This is a genomic window from Roseomonas alba (assembly GCF_019430885.1).
Lineage (GTDB): Bacteria > Pseudomonadota > Alphaproteobacteria > Acetobacterales > Acetobacteraceae > Neoroseomonas > Neoroseomonas alba.
Map to the genome: position 1 here is coordinate 169,402 of NZ_JAHYBZ010000007.1, position 20,079 is coordinate 189,480.

Annotated in this window: 18 protein-coding genes; 13 read left to right on the forward strand and 5 right to left on the reverse strand. The window is 71.1% G+C overall.

Features of this window, described 5'->3' with window-relative positions; translation table 11 throughout:
* Positions 1–1,269 carry a cytochrome b gene (locus tag KPL78_RS19995; RefSeq protein ID WP_219764766.1) on the reverse strand — a complete coding sequence of 423 codons (1,269 nt, stop codon included), beginning with the start codon at positions 1,267–1,269 and terminating at the stop codon, positions 1–3.
* Between the two features lie 11 nt (positions 1,270–1,280).
* Positions 1,281–1,826, reverse strand: a complete 546-nt coding sequence (petA, locus tag KPL78_RS20000) for a ubiquinol-cytochrome c reductase iron-sulfur subunit (RefSeq protein ID WP_219764767.1) — start codon at positions 1,824–1,826, stop codon at positions 1,281–1,283.
* Positions 1,827–2,241: 415 nt separating this feature from the next.
* Here petA and hemF point away from each other — a divergent pair, with 415 nt between their 5' ends.
* From hemF to KPL78_RS20035, 7 genes are all read left to right on the forward strand, one after another.
* Positions 2,242–3,135, forward strand: a complete 894-nt coding sequence (gene hemF, locus KPL78_RS20005; protein WP_219764768.1) for an oxygen-dependent coproporphyrinogen oxidase — start codon at positions 2,242–2,244, stop codon at positions 3,133–3,135.
* Positions 3,136–3,260: 125 nt separating this feature from the next.
* Positions 3,261–3,713, forward strand: a complete 453-nt coding sequence (locus KPL78_RS20010; protein WP_219764769.1) for a (2Fe-2S)-binding protein — start codon at positions 3,261–3,263, stop codon at positions 3,711–3,713.
* Positions 3,710–5,968 carry a xanthine dehydrogenase family protein molybdopterin-binding subunit gene (locus tag KPL78_RS20015; protein WP_369412793.1) on the forward strand — a complete coding sequence of 753 codons (2,259 nt, stop codon included), beginning with the start codon at positions 3,710–3,712 and terminating at the stop codon, positions 5,966–5,968. Before KPL78_RS20010 ends, KPL78_RS20015 begins: the two co-directional genes overlap by 4 nt.
* Before the next feature lie 476 nt (positions 5,969–6,444).
* Positions 6,445–6,813 carry a helix-turn-helix domain-containing protein gene (locus KPL78_RS20020; RefSeq protein ID WP_219764770.1) on the forward strand — a complete coding sequence of 123 codons (369 nt, stop codon included), beginning with the start codon at positions 6,445–6,447 and terminating at the stop codon, positions 6,811–6,813.
* Positions 6,813–7,946, forward strand: a complete 1,134-nt coding sequence (locus tag KPL78_RS20025) for a benzoate/H(+) symporter BenE family transporter (RefSeq protein ID WP_219764983.1) — start codon at positions 6,813–6,815, stop codon at positions 7,944–7,946. Before KPL78_RS20020 ends, KPL78_RS20025 begins: the two co-directional genes overlap by 1 nt.
* On the forward strand, positions 7,943–8,518 hold the full coding sequence (locus tag KPL78_RS20030; RefSeq protein WP_369412794.1) for a DUF2585 domain-containing protein: 576 nt from the start codon (positions 7,943–7,945) through the stop codon (positions 8,516–8,518). The genes KPL78_RS20025 and KPL78_RS20030 overlap by 4 nt, the downstream gene beginning before the upstream one ends.
* Before the next feature lie 17 nt (positions 8,519–8,535).
* Positions 8,536–9,534 (forward strand): NAD(P)-dependent oxidoreductase, encoded by a 999-nt coding sequence (locus tag KPL78_RS20035; protein ID WP_219764772.1) that lies wholly within the window; start codon positions 8,536–8,538, stop codon positions 9,532–9,534.
* 327 nt (positions 9,535–9,861) lie between these two features.
* Here the strand turns inward: KPL78_RS20035 and KPL78_RS20040 are convergent, their stop codons facing one another.
* Positions 9,862–10,824: a Tim44 domain-containing protein gene (locus tag KPL78_RS20040; RefSeq protein WP_219764773.1), complete on the reverse strand. Its 963-nt coding sequence runs from the start codon at positions 10,822–10,824 to the stop codon at positions 9,862–9,864.
* A 153-nt stretch (positions 10,825–10,977) separates the two neighbouring features.
* On the opposite strand from KPL78_RS20040, the gene KPL78_RS20045 reads away from it, so the two are divergent.
* From KPL78_RS20045 to KPL78_RS20060, 4 genes are all read left to right on the forward strand, one after another.
* Positions 10,978–12,195 (forward strand): hypothetical protein, encoded by a 1,218-nt coding sequence (locus KPL78_RS20045; RefSeq protein WP_219764774.1) that lies wholly within the window; start codon positions 10,978–10,980, stop codon positions 12,193–12,195.
* Positions 12,192–13,373 carry a hypothetical protein gene (locus KPL78_RS20050; protein WP_219764775.1) on the forward strand — a complete coding sequence of 394 codons (1,182 nt, stop codon included), beginning with the start codon at positions 12,192–12,194 and terminating at the stop codon, positions 13,371–13,373. Before KPL78_RS20045 ends, KPL78_RS20050 begins: the two co-directional genes overlap by 4 nt.
* A 43-nt stretch (positions 13,374–13,416) precedes the next feature.
* Positions 13,417–14,169, forward strand: coding sequence for an ABC transporter ATP-binding protein (locus KPL78_RS20055; RefSeq protein ID WP_219764776.1), 753 nt, complete (start codon positions 13,417–13,419; stop codon positions 14,167–14,169).
* 256 nt (positions 14,170–14,425) lie between these two features.
* Entirely contained in the window at positions 14,426–15,229 is an 804-nt protein-coding gene (locus tag KPL78_RS20060) for an ABC transporter permease (RefSeq protein ID WP_219764777.1), read from the forward strand.
* A 607-nt stretch (positions 15,230–15,836) separates the two neighbouring features.
* On the opposite strand, the gene KPL78_RS20065 is transcribed toward KPL78_RS20060, so the two are convergent.
* Both KPL78_RS20065 and KPL78_RS20070 read right to left on the reverse strand, forming a co-directional pair.
* A complete protein-coding gene (locus tag KPL78_RS20065) occupies positions 15,837–17,585 on the reverse strand; it encodes an ABC transporter ATP-binding protein (protein WP_219764778.1) in 1,749 nt (582 codons plus the stop codon).
* A gap of 550 nt (positions 17,586–18,135) precedes the next feature.
* A complete protein-coding gene (locus KPL78_RS20070) occupies positions 18,136–18,822 on the reverse strand; it encodes a class I SAM-dependent methyltransferase (protein ID WP_219764779.1) in 687 nt (228 codons plus the stop codon).
* 65 nt (positions 18,823–18,887) lie between these two features.
* Here KPL78_RS20070 and gloB point away from each other — a divergent pair, with 65 nt between their 5' ends.
* Entirely contained in the window at positions 18,888–19,613 is a 726-nt protein-coding gene (gene gloB / locus KPL78_RS20075; protein ID WP_219764780.1) for a hydroxyacylglutathione hydrolase, read from the forward strand.
* A gap of 10 nt (positions 19,614–19,623) precedes the next feature.
* Complete coding sequence (locus KPL78_RS20080; RefSeq protein WP_432761286.1) at positions 19,624–20,073, forward strand: cupin domain-containing protein; 450 nt, start codon at positions 19,624–19,626, stop codon at positions 20,071–20,073.
* Positions 20,074–20,079 lie beyond the last annotated feature (6 nt).

Genomic DNA, 20,079 nt, shown 5'->3' on the forward strand with positions numbered 1-20,079 from the left:
TCAGGCCTTCTCCATCGGCTTCGCCGCGGCGCCGGCGGGCAGCGGCCCGCCGCCGAGGACGGCGCGGGAGATGCTCTCGGGCAGGGGCAGCGGCTTCTCGATGCGCGAGAGCAGCGGCAGGATCACCAGGAAATACGCGAAGTAGTAGGCCGCGGCGAAGCGGCTGATGGTGACGTAGGGCTCCTCGGCCGGCTTGCCGCCGCACCACAGCAGCACCAGGAAGGACACGGTCCACAGCAGGAAGCAGATCCGCGCGATCGGACGGAAGCGCATGGAGCGCACCGGCGAACGGTCGAGCCAGGGCAGCACGAACCACACCAGAATGGAGCCGAACATCATCAGCACGCCGCCGAGCTTGTCCGGCACCGCACGCAGGATCGCGTAGAAGGGCAGGAAGTACCATTCCGGCACGATGTGCGCCGGCGTGACCAGCGGATCGGCGGGGATATAGTTGTCCGGGTGGCCGAGGTAGTTCGGCGCGAAGAACACCAGCCCCGCGAAGACGATGAAGTAGATCACCAGGCCAAAGCTGTCCTTCGCCGTGTAGTACGGATGGAAGGGCAGCGTGTCCTGCGGGCCCTTCGGCTCGATGCCGAGCGGGTTGTTCGAACCCGTGATGTGCAGCGCGACGATGTGGAGGAACACCACGCCGACGATCACGAAGGGCAGCAGGTAGTGCAGGGAGAAGAAGCGGTTCAGCGTCGCGTTGTCGACCGAGAAGCCGCCCCACAGCAGGGTGACGATCCATTCGCCGACCAACGGGAAGGCGCTGAACAGGTTGGTGATGACGGTCGCACCCCAGAAGGACATCTGGCCCCAGGGCAGCACGTAGCCCATGAAGGCCGTGGCCATCATCAGCAGGAAGATGACGACGCCCAGCATCCACAGCAATTCGCGCGGCGCCTTGTAGGACCCGTAGTACATGCCGCGCCAGATGTGGATGTAGACGACGATGAAGAACATCGACGCGCCGTTGGCGTGCACATAGCGCAGCAGCCAGCCGAAATTCACGTCGCGCATGATGCGCTCGACGCTGTCGAAGGCCATCGAGGAATGCGGCGTGTAGTGCATCGCGAGGAAGATGCCCGTCGCGATCATGATCATCAGGTTGACCATGGCGAGCGCGCCGAAATTCCAGAAGTAGTTGAAATTCCGCGGCGTCGGGAAGGAGCCATACTCCTTCTGCATCATGGTGAAGATCGGCATGCGCTGGTCGATCCAGCGCAGCACGGGATTGGGGATGTCGCTGTTATGCAGGCCGCTTGCCATCTGCAGGGTCCTCAGCCGATCCGGATCTTGGTGTCGGAAGTGAAGGCATAGGGCGGCACCGCCAGGTTCAGCGGCGCGGGTCCCTGCCGGATCCGGCCCGAGGTGTCATAGGCGCTGCCATGGCAAGGGCAGAACCAGCCGCCATAGGGGCCGCGCGGATCGGTAGGCTTCTGGCCGAGCGGCACGCAGCCGAGATGGGTGCAGATGCCGATGACGACGAGCCAGGGATCGCGCTGGATGCGCGCCTGGTCGGTCTGCGGATCCTTCAGGTCGTTCAGCGGCACGGCGCGCGCCGCCTCGATCTCCTGCGCGGTACGGCTGCGCACGAAGATCGGCTTGCCGCGCCACATCACCGTGACGGCCTGGCCCACCGCGATGGGGGCAAGGTCCACATCGGTGCTGGCCAGGGCGAGCACGTCGCGCGCCGGCTGCATGGAGTTGATGAAGGGCCAGGCAATGGCGCCGACGCCCACGGCGGCGAAGGACGCCGTCACAAGATTGAGGAAGTCCCGCCGCGGCGTACCGCCGGATGCGGTGGCCTCTCCACTATCCGCCATGCCTCACCATCCCTTCCGCCGGCATGCCGTAGTGGCGAGGCCGGCCGCATCATCCCGAGTCCGGGCGCCATTCGGGCACCCGGGAGCGGTAGAAGGCAGGCACGCGGCCACGTGCGCTGCCTTCTCCGCGCGGCGGACCTTATAGGTTGCTCCCGCGCGGGGTGTCCATGCCACCACGGCGCCTTCGCGCCCTTCGGCGATGCAATGCGCCCACAGTATGGTGTTTTTGCCTCAGGGCCTGTCTTGAAAGACCGGCACCGGCCCGCACCCCCACCCGGCCACCCATGTCAGTATCCTGGAATGGGTGGCCGTGCGGGCCGGTGCCGCTCCTCGGAAGTCGCCATCAGGCGACTTCCGGAACAGGCTCTCAGCCGGAGGGATGGCCGCGGCGCCTCCGGCGGTGCAGAAGACCGCCATGACCGAAGCCCCTGCCGCGGCCACCGCGCATCCCTTCGCCGAGCCGGCCCGCGTCTGGTTCGAATCATTGCGTGACCGCATCTGCGCCACGTTCGAGTCCATCGAGGATGAGCTCTCCGCCGGCCCGCACGCCGCCCTGCCGCCAGGCCGCTTCGAGCGCACCGCCTGGACGCGGCCCGAGGGCGGCGGCGGCGTCATGTCGATCATGCGCGGGCGGGTCTTCGAGAAGGTCGGCGTCAACGTCTCGACCGTGTTCGGCGAGTTCTCGCCGGAGTTCCGCAAGCAGATCCCGGGTGCCGAGGCCGATCCGCGCTTCATGGCGACCGGCATCTCCCTGGTGTCCCACATGCGCAGCCCGCGCGTGCCGGCGGCGCATATGAACACCCGCTTCATCGTCACCACCCGCGCCTGGTTCGGCGGCGGCGGCGACCTGACGCCGATGTTCCCCGACAGCCCCGAGGCGGCCGAGGACGCGGCCGGCTTCCACGCCGCCTACAAGGCCGCTTGCGACAAGGTCGATCCGGACTGGTATCCGCGCTTCAAGCAGTGGTGCGACGAGTACTTCTTCCTGCCCCACCGCAACGAACCGCGCGGGCTCGGCGGCATCTTCTACGACTGGCTGGGCGACCGCACGCCAGGCAAGGGCATCGAGGCCGATTTCGCCTTCACCAAGGATGTCGGCCTCGCCTTCCTGGACGCCTATCCCGCCATCATCCGCCGCCGCATGCACGAGCCCTGGACCGAGGCGGAACGCCGCGCCCAGCTCGTCCGCCGCGGCCGCTACGTCGAGTTCAACCTGCTGCATGACCGCGGCACGCTGTTCGGCCTACGCACCGGGGGCAATGTCGAGGCGATCCTGATGTCCCTGCCGCCGGAAGTCGCCTGGCCCTGACGCCGCCCCCCCGAGTGTGAGGCCGGCGTGCTTCCCGATTGCCCCGATGGGCGTCCGGTCACGGTCTTTCGCCACCGCGCCCCCACCCCATCTATCCGCCGAATGCAGGCAAGGGGCGCGAGACGATGGTCGAGCTCACGGTGAACGGCGTCAGCCGGACGATCGAGGCAGAGGACGGCACCCCTCTTCTCTGGGTGCTGCGGGAACAGCTCGGCATGACCGGGACGAAATTCGGCTGTGGTATCGCGCAGTGCGGCGCCTGCACCGTGCTGGTGGACGGGCAGGCGACCCGCTCCTGCTCCTTCCCGGTCGAAGCCGCGGTGGGCACCCAGATCACCACCATCGAGGCGATCGAGACCCATCCCATCGGCCGTCACGTCGTCGATGCCTGGGTCGAGGCCCAGGCGCCGCAATGCGGCTACTGCCAGTCCGGCCAGGTCATGGCGGCAACGGCCCTGCTCGCCACCACGCCCAAGCCGACCCGCGACGACATCGAGGCGGCGATGACCAACATCTGCCGCTGCGGCACCTACAACGCCATCGCGCGGGCCATCTCGCTGGCCGGAGAGAAGCTGTGAGCGCCGGCCTCGCCGCGGCCTTCGCCGCCACCATGCCGGCCCGCCGGCCGGTGAACCTGTCCCGCCGCGGCATGTTCGCCGCCGCCGGGGCGGGGTTGTTCCTCGGCCTCGCCATCCCGGTCCGCGCGCCGCGCGCCCAGGGCGCGCCGGGGGCCGCGCTGCGCCATGCCGGGAAGGTCAACGCCTACCTCCGCATCGCCCCGGACGGCACGATCCATCTGCAGAATCCCTTCGTCGAGGGCGGCCAGGGCATCGATTCGGCCGTCGCACAGATCGTCGCCGAGGAGCTGGACGCCGACCCGGCCGCCTTCGTCGTCACCTGCGCCCCGCCGGGCGAGGATTTCCGCGTCATGCAGGGCGGCAATGCCCGCTTCACCGGCGGGTCCTTCTCGGTGCGGTCCTCCTTCGCGCATTTCCGCACTCTCGGCGCGACGGCCCGTGCCATGCTGATCGAGGCCGCGGCGCAACGTCTGGCCGTGCCGGCGGCGGCGCTCACCACCGCGCCCGGCCGCGTGGTCCAGGGGACCGGCGCCAGCGAGCGCAGCATTACCTATGCCGAGCTCGCCCAGGCCGCCGCGGCGCTGGCCCCGCCCGAGAATCCGCCGCTGCGCGATTCCTCGGCCTTCCGCACCATCGGCCAGCCCCTCGCCCGGCTGGGCGTGCGGGAACGGTCCACCGGCAAGATCGCCTATGCCATCGACACCAAGGTGGACGGCATGCTGCTCGCCGCCGTGGTGCACGCCCCGCGCGCTGGCGCCCAGCCCGCCGCCGTAACCAACGAGGACGCGCTGAAGGCCCTGCCCGGCGTGCATTCCGTCCATCGCCTGCCCGGCGCGGTCGCCGTCGTCGCCGATACCTGGTGGCATGCGAAGAAAGCCGCGGACCAGGCGCAGATCGCCTGGCAGGCCCTCCAGGGCCCGGTGATGGAGGCCGACTTTGGCGCCGACACCATGCTCGGCCGGCTGAAGGCGGCGGCCGGCACGCATGGCAACACCGCCGAGGAAGCCGGCGACATCGCCGTCGCCTTCTCCAACGCAACGCGGGTGATCGAAGCGCAGTACGACGCCCCCTACCTCGCCCATGCGCAGATGGAGCCTACCTCAGCCACCGCGCGCTTCAACGCGGACGGCACGCTGGACGTCTGGGTCCCCAACCAGGCCCCCGACATCTTCCAGGCCAGCGCCGCGCGGACCGCCGGCATCGAGCCCTCGGCCGTGCGCATCCATTCCCCGCCGCTCGGCGGTTTCTTCGGCCGGCACTTCGCCTATGGCGCGGCGAATGCGCATCCACAGGCGATCCTGCTCGCCAAGGCGGTGGAACGCCCCGTGAAGGTAATCTGGACGCGCGAGGAGGAATTCGCCCGCGACGCCTATCGCCCCATGGCGCTCGCCACCTTCCGCGCCGGGCTGAACGTCGCCGGCGAGATCGTCGCCTTCCACGCCGCCGGCCACGGCGAAGGCCCCATCACCCGCCATTTCGGCACGGGCGCCCTCGGCACGCCGGCGGTCGATGGGTCGATCATGGAAGGGCTGACCGGTAAGCCCTATCGCTTCGCGACCAAGCGCGTGGAATTCGTGCCGGTGCCGCATCCGCCGGGGATCAATCTCGGCTTCTGGCGGTCGGTCGGGCACTCGATGAACGACTTCTTCTTCGAGAGCTTCCTCGACGAGATCGCCGCCGCGGCGAACAAGGACCCCTTCGCGCTGCGCCTGTCGCTGCTGGACCACAGCGACCGTCACCGCACCTTGCTGAACGCCGCCGCCGACCTGTCCGGCGGCTGGCGCCGGGGGCCTTTCACCGCGCCGGACGGCACGCGCCGCGCCCGCGGCGTCGCGATGGCCTCCCCCTTCGGGTCGGAGGTTGCGACCATCGCCGAGGTCTCGATCAGCGAGGGCGAGGTCGTCGTCCACGACATCTGGGTCGCGATCGACCCCGGCCGCGTGGTCAACCCGCGCACCATCGCCGAACAGGTCCAGTCCGCCGCGGCGATCGGCCTGTCCTCGGCGATGTACGAGGCCATTGAGTTCGACCGCGGCGAAGTCGCGACCCGCAACTTCGACACCTACCGCGTGCTGCGGCGTGACCGCATGCCGCAGGTGCATGTGCGCGTGGTGGAAAGCGGCGCGCCGATGGGCGGGGTCGGTGAACCCGGCACACCGGGGGTGCCGCCTGCCGTGGCGAACGCAGTGTTCGCGCTGACGGGGCAAAGGCTGCGGAGCCTGCCCTTCGCGAAGACGCGGCTGTCAGGGGCGTGATCCTTGGAGGGGCGCTGCCCCTCCAAACCACCCCGCCAAAGGCCCAGGGCCTTTGGAAACCGGCTGTCAGACTGTCGCGCCGAGGCCGAGGCCACCGCCCATCCGTCCGCACGAGGAACCATGTGTATTCCTCTCGCAGGATGGCGAGATCAGGCGCCCGCATGGCGCTGGGGACTCGTGTGCAGATCCCCACGGCGCAGGATGCGCGCTGCGGCGAGGCAGCTACCCGTCGTGCCCGGCGCCAACTCAAGGTGTCCAGAGGCCTTTTCGGCCTTTGGCTGGGTGGGTTCGGGAGGGGCGGGGCCCCTCCCGCTGCGCCATTGCCATATCGTCGCGAGCACGGGGCAGGGCCTTTCCGGTTCTGCCCCGGCGGCCCCGACGCGCTTGGATCGACGCTGCTCCACGCCCCCAACGTTTGCCCAGCCGCGACGCTATCGCCGATAACGGCGCATCATGCCTGTTGCCCATACCCCGTCGTGACCCCCTTCGGCGCCCGCCTACGTGACCTGCGGGCGCAGCGCGGCGTCACGCTCAAGGACCTCGCGGCGGCGTTGCAGGTCTCCGCGGCCTATCTCTCCGCGCTGGAGCATGGCCGTCGGGGCCGGCCTTCGGCCGGGCTGGTGCATCAGGTGAACGAGTATTTTGGATTGATCTGGGATGATGCCGAGGAACTGGTGCGGCTCGCGCGCCAATCGCACCCGCGGGTGGTGCTCGATACGTCGGGGCTCGATCCGGCCGTGACGGATTTCGCGAATCGGCTGGCGCGTGAGGTGCGCCAGGTGACGCCCGAGGCCGCAGCGCGGATGAGCGCGGTGCTCGATTCCCTGCACAAGGGGCGGCGGTGATGCAGGCTGTCTCGGCGGGGTTGCTGGCCGGGTTCGTGGGGTTTGCCTCCTCCTTCGCCGTGGTGTTGCAGGGGCTGGTGGCGGTGGGGGCATCGCCGTCGCAGGCGGCCTCGGGGCTGATGGCGCTGTCGATCGCGATGGGGCTGGCGGGAATCGTGCTGTCGCTGCGGCTGCGGCTGCCGATCAGCGTGGCCTGGTCCACGCCGGGGGCGGCACTGCTGGCGGCGACGGTCGCTCCGACGGGTGGCTTCGCCGAGGCGGTGGGGGCCTTCCTGATCTGCGGCGTGCTGCTGACGGCGGCGGGGCTGTGGAAGCCGCTGGGGCGGGCGGTCGCGGCCATTCCGGCGCCGCTGGCGAATGCCATGCTGGCGGGGATCCTGTTCACGCTCTGCCTTGCCCCGGTGCGGGCGGTGGCGGAACAGCCGGTGGCGGGGCTGGCCATCGTGCTGGCCTGGGCGGTGATGGCGCGGATCAACCGGCTGCTGGCGGTGCCGGCGGCGGTGGTGGTGGCAGTCGCGGTGATCGCGGCGTCGGCGCCCCTGCCAACAGGGGGCTGGATGCCGCGGCCGGAGATCGTGGTGCCGGGCTTCTCGGTCGCGGCGCTGACGGGAATCGCGCTGCCGCTGTTCATCGTGACCATGGCCTCGCAGAACATCCCGGGGCTGGCGGTGCTCTCGGCCAACGGATACCGGCCTGAGGCCGGACCGCTGTTCACGACCACCGGGCTGTTCAGCCTGGCGGGCGCGCCCTTTGGCGGGCATGCGGTGAACCTCGCGGCGATCACCGCAGCACTCTGCGCAGGGGACGGCGCAGGGCCCGACCCGGCCCGGCGCTGGGTGGCGGCGGTGGTGGCCGGGGCGGTCTATGTCGTCTTCGGCCTCGCCGCCGGGGCGGTGACCGCCTTCGTGGCGTCGGCGCCGCCGGTGCTGATCCAGGCGGTGGCGGGGCTCGCGCTGCTGGGGCCGTTCGGCGGCGCGATGCTCGGCGCCGTGCATGCGCCGCAGGGGCGCGAGGCGGCCCTGGTCTGCTTCGTCGTCACGGCCTCGGGGGTTGCCTTCCTCGGCATCGGAGGCGCCTTCTGGGGGCTGCTCGCGGGCGGGGTGATGATGGCTTTGGCGCGGTGGCGCGCGTGAGGGCACGATGGTGGCCCTGGGCGGGGATCGTCGGCATCCTCGCCGCGGTGGCCGCCATCCAGTTCGCCATGGGGCGCGTGCCCATCTGCTCCTGCGGATACGTCAAGCTGTGGGAGAACCAGGTCTGGTCCTCGGGCAATTCCCAGCACCTGACCGACTGGTACACGCTGTCCCACATCGTCCACGGCTTCCTGTTCTATGCGCTGCTCGCCTGGCTGCGGCCGAGCTGGAGCCTCGCCTGGCGTGCCGTCGCCGCGCTCGTCATCGAGGGCGCGTGGGAGGTGCTGGAGAACACGCCGCTCATCATCGACCGCTATCGGGAGGTGACGGCCTCGCTGGACTATTACGGCGACAGCATCGTCAATTCCGTCGGCGACAATGTCGCGATGCTGGTCGGCTTCGCCATCGCGGCGCGACTGCCGGTCTGGGGGGCGGTGGCGGCGGTGCTGGCGCTGGAAGGCGTCGCGGCCTGGGTGATTCGCGACAACCTGACGCTGAATGTGCTCATGCTGCTATGGCCCGTCGAAGCCGTCCGCGACTGGCAGGTGCAGGGCGCCCCGACCGCCCGCTGACACTGGGAGGAACCCCCATGCGCGTCTTCCTGGCCCATACGCCCGAGATGTTCGCCGGCTACTACGGCGACCGCGCCCTCGCTGCGCTGCGCAGGCATGCCGAGGTCGTCCGCAATCCCGGCGACACGGTGCTGTCCGGCGCGGCCCTCGCCGAGGCCGCGCGCGGCTGCCAGGCCATCGTCGCCGACCGCGCCACGCCCGGCACCGCCGAGACCTTCGCCGCCGCCCCTGACCTTGTCGCCTTCCTGCGTGTCGCGGTCGACATCAGCACCATCGACGTCGCGGCGGCGAGCGCGGCGGGCGTGCTCGTCACCCGCGCCACGCCGGGTTTCGTGGACAGCGTGGCGGAGCTGGCGCTGGGCTTCCTCGTCGATCTCGCGCGCGGGGTGTCGGGACATGTGCAGGCCTATCGGCGCGGCCAGGAACCCGCCGGGCAGATGGGCACGCAGCTTTCCGCGGCCACGCTCGGCATCGTCGGCTATGGCCGCATCGGACAGCGCCTGGCGGAGGTCGCGCTCGCCCTCGGCATGCGGGTCCTGGCCGCCGACCCACATGCCTGCGTGTCCAACACGCGGGTCTTGAAGCGCGACTTCGCGGAGGTGCTGGCGGAATCCGATTTCGTCGTGTGCCTCGCCATCTCCCTCCCCGAGACACGCGACTTGTTCGACGCCGCAGCCTTCGCGCGCATGAAGCCGGGGGCGCGCTTTATCAACCTCTCGCGCGGGGAGTTGGTGGATGAGCAGGCGCTCGCGGCCGCACTCGACAGCGGGCGACTGGCCGGGGCGGCGATGGATGTAGGACGCGCGGCAGATCAGCGGCCATCGCTGTTCCTCGCGCAGCGGCCCGACGTGATCGCCGCACCGCATATCGGCGGCATGACACCGGAGGCCATGGAACATCAGGCGATGGATACGGTGCGGCAGGTCGCCGCGCTCGCGATTGGCAAGATGCCGGACAACGCGGTGAACGCGGCCGCGGCGCTGCGCCTATCGCGGCTGAAGAGTCCCGCGAAGTAGGCGATGGTGATTGGGGGGGGCGCCGCCCCTCTCCAAACCTCACCCCGCCGGGGTGCCGTGCACGCTGGACTACCGGAACTCGGCATCGGGCATGACGGTCTTGCCCGTGCGGTGAAACGCGCTGCGGGCAAGACGCCCAGGAACAATCCGCCCCCCGGGCACAGTGCGTCGTCTGTTCTTGGGAACGCCCTGCCCTGCCCACCACCAACTGACGGCTTCCATAGGTCTTGGGCCGATCAGTCCCCATTGACGTCGCGCAGCAACGTCAATGGGATCCCGTGGCGGGGAGAGGTCCGGAGAGCGGCTTTGCCCCTCTCCGGCGCCGCCTCACGCCGGCTGGGTCTGCTGGATCGCCGACAGCATCCAGCGCCCGCCCGGTCCCTTGCGCACGAAGGTCCAGAGCTCGGTCGCGGTCTGCCGCTGGGTCGTGCTGCCCTCGACGACCTGGTTGGTCGCATTGTCGAAGGTCGCGTCCAGCATCGAGAATCGCATGGCGACGGTGGCGTAGTCCTCGCCGTCCTCACTCCACGCCTCGGCCAGATCGCCCTGTTCCAGGCGGATGTCGCGCGTCTCGTTGCGCCAGTTGCGGGCCTCGAGGTCGCGCAGGTCCTGGGCGAAGAAGCCGACCATCTCCGGCGTCGCCAGGGTGCGCAGGCCCTGCAGGTCACGCCGCGACCAGGCGGCGTTGATGTCCTTCAGCGTCTGCTCGAAGTCCTGGAAGTCGGCCGGGCGGATCTGCAGCGGCCCGCCGGCCCGCACTGGCTCGGCGGCCTTCATGCCGCCCATGCCGCCGAACTGCTTCGCCTCGGGCTGCGCCTGATAGGCATAGGGCGCGGGCCCGCCCGCGGTCGCCGGGCGGCGACCACGGATCAGGCGCATCACGAACATGATGGCGAAGCCGATCAGGGCGATCTGCAGCAGCATGCCCAGCATGGCGCCGAAACCGCCGCCGCCGCCGAACAGGCCGAAGCCCAGAAGCGCGCCGATCAGCCCGCCGGTCAGCAGCGCGCCGCCGAAGGATCCGAAGAAGCCGCGATTCGGCGCTGCCCCCGGCACGGTGCCGGGACGCGCGGCGGGGCTGGTCGCCGGGGAGCCCGGCTGTGGCGTCGTGGTGCGGTTGAACTGGGTGCCGCCGCTGGGCGCGGTCGGCGTCGAGGGCGGCGCGGAATAGGTCCGGCTGCCGCGGCTGCCCGAGGAGAAGCCGCCCCCGGCCCGGGCCTCGGCCAGCGCGGGCGCGAGGACCAGGGCCAGGGCGGCCATGGCGGTCAGGAAAGTGGCGGTGCGGCGCATCGGTCTTGGCGTCTCCGACATGAACTTTGCGCAATATAGGCGATCCGCTGCGAAGTTTCGATGGGGGTCCGGGCGCAACGCTTCGTTCATCCGCCCGGCCGATGCTGGCCCCTGCGCGCTGGTCGTCCGGCCGCGCCTGCGCAGGATGCCAGAATGCCCGTGTCGGAGAGTCCCGCCGCCCAGGAGGCCGCGCCCGCGCCATCGGGGCCTGGGGCGGACGCCATCCGCCGCACCCTGCGGGGACCGCCGGGCCGGTTGGCCCTGCGCCTCGCCGCGCCGGCAATGCCCGCACGCCGGCGGGTCGCGCTCGCCCTGCTCGAGGAAGCCGGCCGGCCACGCGGCGGCACGGTGCTGGAAACCGCCGAGGGCGACCTGCTGCTGACCGAGGCCGCCTCGGTCGACGGCACACGCGTCGCCGACCTGCTCGAAGGGCTGCTGGGAGCCGCTGTCGAACGGCTCGATCTGCCCGAAGGCGCGGCGCGGCTGCTCGCCCTGCCCGGCCTCGCCCCCGCTGCCCCGGCACAGGCGGTCGCCCCTTCTGCCACGGGCATCGAGGCCCTGGCCGATGCCGCGCCCTTGCCCGCGCTGCTGCGGCGGGACGGGGTGCTGTACATCGCTCGCGGTGCCCCGCAACGCTTGGCCCTGCTGCGCCTGCGCCTGCCGGTCGCCGCCGTGGCGCCACATCTGGGGCCGGCGGCGCAGGATGGCGACGTCGCACGGCATGCCCGCGACCGGCTGCGCGGGCGGCTGCTCGCCGCCCTCGCCGAGCCGGCGCGGCGCGACGGACTGCTCGGCGCCATGCCGCCCGTACCGCTGCTGATCGACCTGCCGCTCGCCCTGCTGCCCGAGCTGCCCGCCCCGGCCGCGGAGGAGGAACCTGCCCCCGCCCCGGCCCTCGTCGCCACATTGTCGGTCGGCGAAGCCATGACCGACGGCCTCGCGGAACGCCGCGCGGCCCTGCGCCAGGCGGGCTGGGGCCTGGCGGTGCGGGGGCTGAACGCGACACGGCTCGCCCTGCTGGCGCCGGAAGCGTTACCGGCTGACCTGCTGCTGCTGCGCTGGTCACCGGCGCTTGCCGACCGCGCCGCCGCCAGCGCCCTGCGGCGCGTCGATCCCGCCCGGCTGGTGCTGACCGGCTGCGACGGGTCGCCGGCGCTGGAATGGGGGTTCGGCCTCGGCATCGCCCGCTTCGCCGGCCCTTGGATCGACACGCTAATGGCCGCGAAACGCATGGCCGCCTGCGCCCATGCCACAGCCTGCACCCGCACCGCCTGTGCCGCCCGCGCCCGGGCCGCGACGACGGAGGGCCGCCAGGGCTGCGCCGACCGCGCCCTGCTCGCGGGGCTGCTGCCGGCCGAGGCGGCATCATGACGTTGGAGGAAGTGCCCGTCCTCGGGGCCATGGGGCCCTCGCCGGGCGCAGCCGCGGCAGTCGCCCTGGCCGGGCTGGTGCGCGAAGCCGTCGCCGCCGGCGTCGAGCGCCGCGTGCTGGTGTTCCGACCCGGCCGCCTCGCCCCCGCTCGCCGGCGGGAGCCGCAGATCTCCCTGCTGCGCAGCGCCTGGGACGGGCTGCGCCGGACCTCCCGCACCCGGGTCTTCGCCCTGCCGCGCGGCGGGCTGGTGGCGATCGAACCTTGCCCGGCCCATCACCTGCTGGAGGCCGAGCGCAGCCTGGCCGACATGCTGGAACCGGCCGAGGCGGCGGCCTCGATATCCCTGCTGCGGCTGCCCGACCAGGCGGCGGCGGTGCTGGCGGCGGTCGAGGAATCGCTCGGCCTGCTGGCGGCCGTCCGCGCCGCCACCCAGACGGCAACGGGGCGCGCGCCGAACGGGGAAGCGATCACCGGGGCGGAACGGGCGCTCGCCTCGGCCGATGTCTCGGCCTTCCTGCGGCGGCGCAAGGTCTGTCGCCTGACGCCCGGCGGCGGTGCGCCCGAGGCGTTGTGGGAGGATCTGCGCCTGTCCCTGCACGATGTGCGCGACGCGCTGCTGCCGGGGACCGAGCTGAGGCTCGCCCCCGGGCTGACGCGGCGGCTGCGGCGCGTGCTGGACCGGCGTCTGCTCGCAGGACTGGCGCGCACCGAGGAGCTGCGCCGCATCGGGCCGATCAGCCTCGCGCTCGGCATCGATGCGGTGACCTCTCCGGATTTCCTCCGGCTCGATGCGCTGTGGCCGCTGGCGCTGCGCGGGGACCTGACCGTGGCGCTCGCGATCGAGGACGCGGCGATGGATCCGGCGGGCTTCGCCTTCGCGCGCGACCTCCTGCGCGCGCGCGGGCACCGCACCATGCTGGACGCGACGGGCCCCTCGGCCCTGGTCACCCTGCCGCCCGCACGGGCGGGTATCGCGCTGGTGCGGCTGCGCTGGTCGGATGCCCTGCCCGCCCTCGGCTCCCCCCAGGCCGAGGCGCTGCGCGCGGCCATGCCCAGCGCGCCGGACGCCGTGGTGCTGTCCGGCGTCGACCGTCCCGCCGCCATCGCCTGGGGGTGGGAGATGGGCATCACTCTGTTCCAGGGCAGGCTGATGGAAGGCCGGCGGCCGCAGGGCTGACGCCCCATTGGCGACCGGCGCGGAAGCGCCGATATGGGCGCTGATGGAAACGCCAGCGCTGCTCGTCGAGGGCCTCACCAAGACCTACCGCCCCGGCGACCGGCCGGCCGTGGACGGGCTGAGCTTCACCATGCCCCTGGGCCAGACCTGGGGGCTGCTCGGCGGCAACGGGGCGGGGAAATCCACCACCATCGCCATGCTGCTCGGCCTGCTGGTGCCGAGCGCGGGCCGCGTCGTCGCGCTCGGGCACGACATGGCGACGGACCGTTTCGCGGCACTGGCGCGGATGAACTTCTCCTCCCCCTACATCGCGCTGCCGCATCGCCTGACCGTGGAGGAGAACCTGCGCGTCTATGCGCATCTCTACAGCGTGCCGGACATGAAGCACCGCATCGCGGAATTGCTGGAACATTTCGCGCTGACCGAATTCGCCAGGCGCCCCGCGGGTCAGCTCAGCGCCGGGCAGAAGACGCGCGTCGCGCTGGCCAAGGCACTCATCAACAAGCCGGCGCTGCTGTTGCTCGACGAACCCACGGCGAGCCTCGACCCCGACACCGGCGACTGGGTGCGCAGCGCGCTGGAACGCTACCGCGCGGACAGCGGCGCGGCGATGCTGCTCGCCAGCCACAACATGGCGGAGGTGGAGCGGCTGTGCTCGCACGTGCTGATGCTGAAGGGCGGCAGCGTGGTGGATGCGGGCAGCCCGGACGACCTGCTGCAACGCTACGGGCGGGACGATCTGGAGGAGGTGTTCCTCGACATCGCACGCGGACGGGCGCGGGAGAGCGTGGCATGAGGCGCGGCGCGCGGGAGGGGTTTTGCCCCTCCCGGACCCTCCCCACCAAAGGCCCTGTGGCCTTTGGAAACCGTCACTTGGCACCGGGCGCCGCTGGCGGGACGGATACCAAAGCCCGCGCTTGCGCACGAAGCGCGCTTGGAGGGTTTCATGTGACGGGCCTGCCGGGCACCAAGTCCCGGCGGTCCAGGCTGCACGGCAGCCTGACGGGGGAGATCCCGAGGGGGCAGCGCCCCCTCCGCTTCGGAGCCAACCCATGACCGGTTCCGCCGCGCGCCGCATCTGGGGCCTGATGTATCGGCACCTGGCGCTCTACCGCCGGTCCTGGCCGCGGGTGCTGGAGCTGATGTACTGGCCGGTGCTGCAGATGGTGGTGTGGGGCTTCATCACCGCCTATCTCGCCGGCGTGCAGGGCAATACGGCATCGGTCGCGGCGGGCGTGCTGCTCGGTGGCGTGCTGTTGTGGGAGGTGACGCTGCGCAGCCAGATGGGCTTCGCCATCTCCTTCCTCGAGGAAGTCTGGTCGCGCAATCTGGGGCACCTCTTCGTCTCGCCGCTGCGGCCGTGGGAACTGGTGGCGGGCCTCGCCGCGATGAGCGTGCTGCGCACCGTCGCCGCGGTACTGCCGGCGATGGTGCTGGCCTTTTTCCTCTACGGCTTCGGGGTGTGGACGCTGGGGCCGGTGCTGGTGCTGTTCGTCGCCGCGCTGATGGCAATGGGCTGGGCGGTGGCGCTGGCCGTCACCGCGCTCATCCTACGCCACGGCGCGGGGGCCGAGGCCCTGGCCTGGGGCGTGATGTTCGGCATCGCGCCCTTCGCCGCGGTGTTCTACCCGGTCGCGATCCTGCCGGGCTGGCTGCAGCCTGTCGCGCTCACGATTCCGGCGGCGCATGTCTTCGAAGGGATGCGCGCCGCGCTGACCCACGGTGTCACGGCCTGGGACCATCTGGCCTGGGCGTTCGTGCTGGATATCGTCTGGCTGGCCGTGGCGGCGTGGATCTTCCTCGCCCAGTTCCACCAGGCGCGGGTGCGCGGCGCGCTGCTGAACATCGGGGAGTGATCCCCGCAGCCCTCATGAACGGCGGCCGAGGCTTGCATCATGGGAATGGCCTCGCCTCTCTAGAGCAGATCCTGTCCGGATGAACTCATCCGGACAGGTGAAGATGCTCGCAAAAACAAACACCTAGAGCATTGCAGGTGAACGGAAGTTCGCCGGAATTGCTTTAGGCCGCGGTGCCGGGCTGGAAGACGGCGCCGACCTTCTCGCGCGCCGGTGCGGACGTCGCCATCGGCCCAGCCTGTGGTGCCCGGCACCCGATCGAGCGTTCCAGAGGCCTTCCTGACTGCCTGGATGGTTTCGCTGGAAGACGCCGAAGGGGCTCCGCCCCGCCATCGGGGCGGCTGGGCCGCTGTCTTCTTGGTATTGGGCACGACAGATCTGCTGGGTCCGCCAAGCGCGCTTGCTGCGCAAACGCGGGTTTCGGCGTTGATTCTGCCGGTGGTGCACGGCGCCAAGTCGCGGTTTGCAAAGGCCTTTCGGCCTTTGCTGGGGTGGTTTGGAGGGGCAAAGCCCCTCCAATCCGTGGCGGAAGCAGGCCAGCGATCAGGAAGGCCCTTCGGCCTTCGGTGGGGTGCGCTTTCGGACAGGGCGCAAAGCCCCTCTCCGGTCAGCCGAAAGCCTGGCTGCGCACCAGACGGGCGTAGAGACCGTCCTCGACCATCAATTCCGCATGCGTCCCCTGTTCAACGGCGCGGCCCTTGTCCATGACCACGATCCGGTCGGCATCGCGCACCGTGGCGAGGCGATGGGCGATGACCAGAGTCGTGCGCCCGGCGCGCAGGCGGGCCAGCGCCTGTTGGATCAGGGCCTCGTTCTCGGTGTCCAGTGCGCTGGTCGCTTCGTCCAGCAGCAGGATGCGCGGGTTCCGCAGCAGGGCGCGCGCCAGAGAGACACGCTGCCGCTGCCCGCCAGACAGCCGCGACCCGCCCGTGCCGAGAACCGTCTCGTAACCCTGCGGCAGGGCGGAGAGGAAATCATGGGCGGCGGCGGCCTGGGCGGCGGCCTCCACTTCCTCCCGCGTCGCGCCGGGACGGCCGCAGGCGATGTTGGCGAAGGCGGTGTCGTCGAAGATCGTCGCCTCCTGCCCGACATAGGCAATGGCGTCGCGCAGCGAGGCGATCGTCACGCTGCGGATATCGGCGCCGTCGATCAGCACCCAGCCCTCTGTCGGGTCATAGAGGCGGGGGACCAGGGCGATGGCGGTGGACTTGCCTGCGCCGGACGGCCCGACCAGGGCCACGGTCTGGCCCGGTTCGGCCGCGAAGGTCAGGCCGGACAACGCAGCATCCGGCACGTCGTCATAGGTGAAGCCGACACCGGCGAAGGCGATGCGGCCATGGCCTGGCGGCAGCGGCTTCGCGTCGGGCGCGTCGACGATGCGGCGCCTGACATCGACCACGCCATAGACGCGGGCGAGGCCGGCGAGCCCCTCCTGCAGCGCCGAATTCAGCGAGCCCAGCGCCCGGGCGGGACGCGAGGCGATCAGCAGCGCGGCGACGAAGCCGGTGAACTCGCCGACCGTCCCCGAGCCAGAGGAAACGCGCCAGCCGACGAAGACCAGCACGGCGGCGACGGCGAAACCGCCCAGCGCCTCCAGCATCGGGTCGAGCGAGGCGCGGGTGCGGGCGATATGATACAGGCTCTCGCGCAGCCGGGCGAAAAGGCCGGCGGCGCGGGCTTCCTCGGCTTCCTCCAGGCGATAGGCGCGGACGACGCGGGCGGCGCCGAAGGATTCCGTGAGCGCCGCGGCGGCCTCGCCCACCCGTTCCTGCATGCCGCCCGAAGCGCGGCGGATGCGCTTGCCAAGCCGCAGGATGGGCACCACCGCGATCGGGTAAAGCGCGGCGCCGATCAGCGACATCTGCCAGTCGAGCCAGACCATCGAGGCGACCAGGCCGACCACCGTCAGCGCATCGGCGACGGCGCTGATGGATTTGGTCAGGGCCTCGCGGATCAGGGCGGCATCGGTGGTGAAGCGAGCCGCGTGGCGGGCCGGCGCCTCACGCGCCACGGTGGCGAGGTCGGCGCGAGTCAGCGCCCGGAACAGGTCGTTCTGCAAGCCTTCGATGACGTGCAGGACGACGGACTGGATCGCGGTCGCCTGGCCGAACTGGGCGATGGCCTTCAGCGAGGTGACGAGGATGATGACGATCGGCACCAGCCACAGCCAGTCGTGCCGACCTTCCGTATAGCGGTCGAAGGATTGCTGGATGACCACCGGATAGAGCGCCGTGGTCGCGGCGACGCCGAGCGTGCAGGCCAGCGCGAGCACGATGCCGCGACGATGTCCGACGATATGCCCGTGCCAGAGGCGGAGCAGCAGGGCACGGGAGGATGGGTCGAGAGGCTGGGCCATGGCGCGGGGGATAGCCCGGAACGGCCGGTGGGGGGAGGGCCGCGTGGATCGGGCTAAAAGGGATAGGCACAGTCATGGGGAAGAGCGCCGGCCCCGTAAGCGCGACGATATGGCGAAGGCGGGCCGGGTAGGGGCTTCGCCCCTCCCCGGACCCCACTCCACCAAAGGCCCGAGGCCTTTGGAAACCGTCACCTGGCGCCGTGCGGTAGCGGCTTTCCGCCCCCCACCACGCGTGCCGTGCACAGAGGCAGGCCTGGGCACTCATTCCGAAATCAGCGCAAAGTGCCAATGAAAATCGTCACTTGGCGCCTCGTGCCACGGTCAGGATGAGTGCCGAAACCCACCTTTGCGCATGAAGGGCGTTCGGCGGGGACATTCTTCCTGTCGTGCCCAGTGCCGAAAGACTGCGTTCCAAGTGCTCCAAGCACTTGGCGGGGTGGTTTGGAGGGGCGGCGCCCCTCCAACTTCGAAAGCACCAGCACCGGGACGCCTCTTCCCGTCGTCGCCGTCGCCCTCACCGGGGTCCGGCCCGCGGGCGGCGCCCCGCGCATCAGGCCGGCACCACCACCCGCCCCACCGCCAGCGACCCGGCTGGCCGGACCGCCAGCAATTCCTTCCGCGCCTCGACAATGGCGAGGCCCGCGTGGCGCGCCGGCCATACCGCGCGCCCCAGCGCCTCCCAGGCCCCGGCCGTACGCAGGAAGGGGCGGAAAGGCGGGACATACAGCGCCGAATCGCGTCGCAGCGCCCGGAACAGGTGCCGTTCCAGCAGCCGCGTCACCTGGCCCGGCGAATAGGGCTGGCCGTGGCCGAAGGGGGTGTGCTCGGCATGGGCCCAGAGCCCCCGGCGATTCGGGGCCACCACCAGCACGCGGCCGTCATCCTTCAGCACCCGCCAGACCTCGCGCAGGAGGCGGCGCGTGTTCTCGCTGGTCTCAAGACCATGGACCAGCAGCACGCGGTCGAAGCTGAGGTCCGGGAAGGGCAGCCGCTCCTCCTCCGCGATCAGCGCAGCACCGGTGGCCTCCGGAGCGAGCTGGGCGGGGGAAAGGGCGACGGCGCGCGCCGCCTCGTCCTGCCAAAGCGGCAGATACGGCCCGGCATGGCCGATGCCGAGCACGGCCAGGCCGCGCAGGGAAGGCCACAGCAGGTGCAGTCTCTGGCCAAGCAGCCTTCGGGCCATCGCCCCGGGGGGCGAGGCATAGAATGCGGCGAGCCCGTGGACCTCTCCAGTCATGCGCGGGATATAGGGGAGAGTGGCGCGGGGTGGGATGCCCCCCGCGCATCTTCCAGGAGCAGCCCATGCCCGTCACCGTCACCGCCCTGCCCTGCCTGTCCGACAATTACGCCTGGGTGCTCCGCGCGCCGGATGGCCGCGTCGCGGTGTGCGACCCGGGCGAGGCAGCGCCCGTCATCGCGGCGGTCGAGGCGATGGGCAAGGGTCTCGACCTGATCCTGCTGACGCATCATCACGGCGACCACGTCGACGGCGTGAAGGAGCTGGTGGACCGCTACGGCGCCAAGGTGCTGGGGGCGAAGGCGGATGCGCATCGCCTGCCGCCGCTCGACATCGTCGTGGAGCCCGGCCAGACGGTCGATGTGCTCGGCGTGCCGATGAAGGTGCTGGCGAGCGACGGACATACCCGCGGCCATGTCGCGCTGTACTTCCCCGAATGCGGCTTCGTGCTGTGCGGGGACACGCTGTTCTCGCTGGGCTGCGGCCGGCTGATCGAGGGCACGGCGGCGGAGATGTTCGACAGTCTCCAGCGCCTGGCCGCCCTGCCGGCGGAGACGCTGGTCTGCTGCGGCCATGAATACACCCAGAGCAATGCCCGCTTCGCCCTGACGGTTGAGCCGGAGAACGTCGCATTGCAGGCCCGTGCGAAGGAGGTCGATGCGCTGCGCGCCGCGGGCAAGCCGACAGTGCCGACGACGATGGGACTGGAACTCGCGACCAATCCCTTCCTGCGCGCGCGGGACGTGGCGACGCTCGCCCGCATCCGCACGGCGAAGGACAATTTCCGTTGAGGCCGCGGCCGTGATCGATCTGCGCGATGCCTCGGTCACCGCGACGCAGGTGATCGAGGCGCTGGACCTCGCCCCGCATCCCGAGGGCGGGCATTACCGCGAGATCTGGCGCGATGCCCCGCCGGACGGGTCGCGCGGGGCCGGGACGGCGATCTACTTCCTGCTCGCGGCGGGGGAGATCAGCCACTGGCACCGCGTCGATGCGGCCGAGGCCTGGCATTGGTACGCGGGCGCGCCGCTGGCGCTGTCCCTGTCATCCGATGGGCACGAGACGCAGTCGGAGCATCTCGGCCCCAACCTGGCGCGGCATCAGCGGCCTTTCGCGATGGTGCCGAAGGGGTGGTGGCAGTCGGCAGTGTCGTTGGGGCGCTGGACGCTGGTGGGTTGCACCGTCTCGCCGGCCTTCGACTTCGCCGGCTTCGAACTCGCGCCGCCCGGCTGGCGGCCGGCGCCTGGTTGAGGGGTG

What these genes read in the sequence shown, in the direction of transcription:
- KPL78_RS20070 (WP_219764779.1), bottom strand. Translation starts at nt 18,822, where the DNA reads ATGACTGGAGAGGTCCACGGGCTCGCCGCATTCTATGCCTCGCCCCCC.
- KPL78_RS20035 (WP_219764772.1), top strand. Translation starts at nt 8,536, where the DNA reads ATGCGCGTCTTCCTGGCCCATACGCCCGAGATGTTCGCCGGCTACTAC.
- KPL78_RS20065 (WP_219764778.1), bottom strand. Translation starts at nt 17,585, where the DNA reads ATGGCCCAGCCTCTCGACCCATCCTCCCGTGCCCTGCTGCTCCGCCTC.
- KPL78_RS20055 (WP_219764776.1), top strand. Translation starts at nt 13,417, where the DNA reads ATGGAAACGCCAGCGCTGCTCGTCGAGGGCCTCACCAAGACCTACCGC.
- gloB (WP_219764780.1), top strand. Translation starts at nt 18,888, where the DNA reads ATGCCCGTCACCGTCACCGCCCTGCCCTGCCTGTCCGACAATTACGCC.
- KPL78_RS20045 (WP_219764774.1), top strand. Translation starts at nt 10,978, where the DNA reads ATGCCCGTGTCGGAGAGTCCCGCCGCCCAGGAGGCCGCGCCCGCGCCA.
- KPL78_RS20040 (WP_219764773.1), bottom strand. Translation starts at nt 10,824, where the DNA reads ATGCGCCGCACCGCCACTTTCCTGACCGCCATGGCCGCCCTGGCCCTG.
- KPL78_RS20010 (WP_219764769.1), top strand. Translation starts at nt 3,261, where the DNA reads ATGGTCGAGCTCACGGTGAACGGCGTCAGCCGGACGATCGAGGCAGAG.
- KPL78_RS20060 (WP_219764777.1), top strand. Translation starts at nt 14,426, where the DNA reads ATGACCGGTTCCGCCGCGCGCCGCATCTGGGGCCTGATGTATCGGCAC.
- petA (WP_219764767.1), bottom strand. Translation starts at nt 1,826, where the DNA reads ATGGCGGATAGTGGAGAGGCCACCGCATCCGGCGGTACGCCGCGGCGG.
- KPL78_RS20050 (WP_219764775.1), top strand. Translation starts at nt 12,192, where the DNA reads ATGACGTTGGAGGAAGTGCCCGTCCTCGGGGCCATGGGGCCCTCGCCG.
- hemF (WP_219764768.1), top strand. Translation starts at nt 2,242, where the DNA reads ATGACCGAAGCCCCTGCCGCGGCCACCGCGCATCCCTTCGCCGAGCCG.
- KPL78_RS20025 (WP_219764983.1), top strand. Translation starts at nt 6,813, where the DNA reads ATGCAGGCTGTCTCGGCGGGGTTGCTGGCCGGGTTCGTGGGGTTTGCC.
- KPL78_RS19995 (WP_219764766.1), bottom strand. Translation starts at nt 1,269, where the DNA reads ATGGCAAGCGGCCTGCATAACAGCGACATCCCCAATCCCGTGCTGCGC.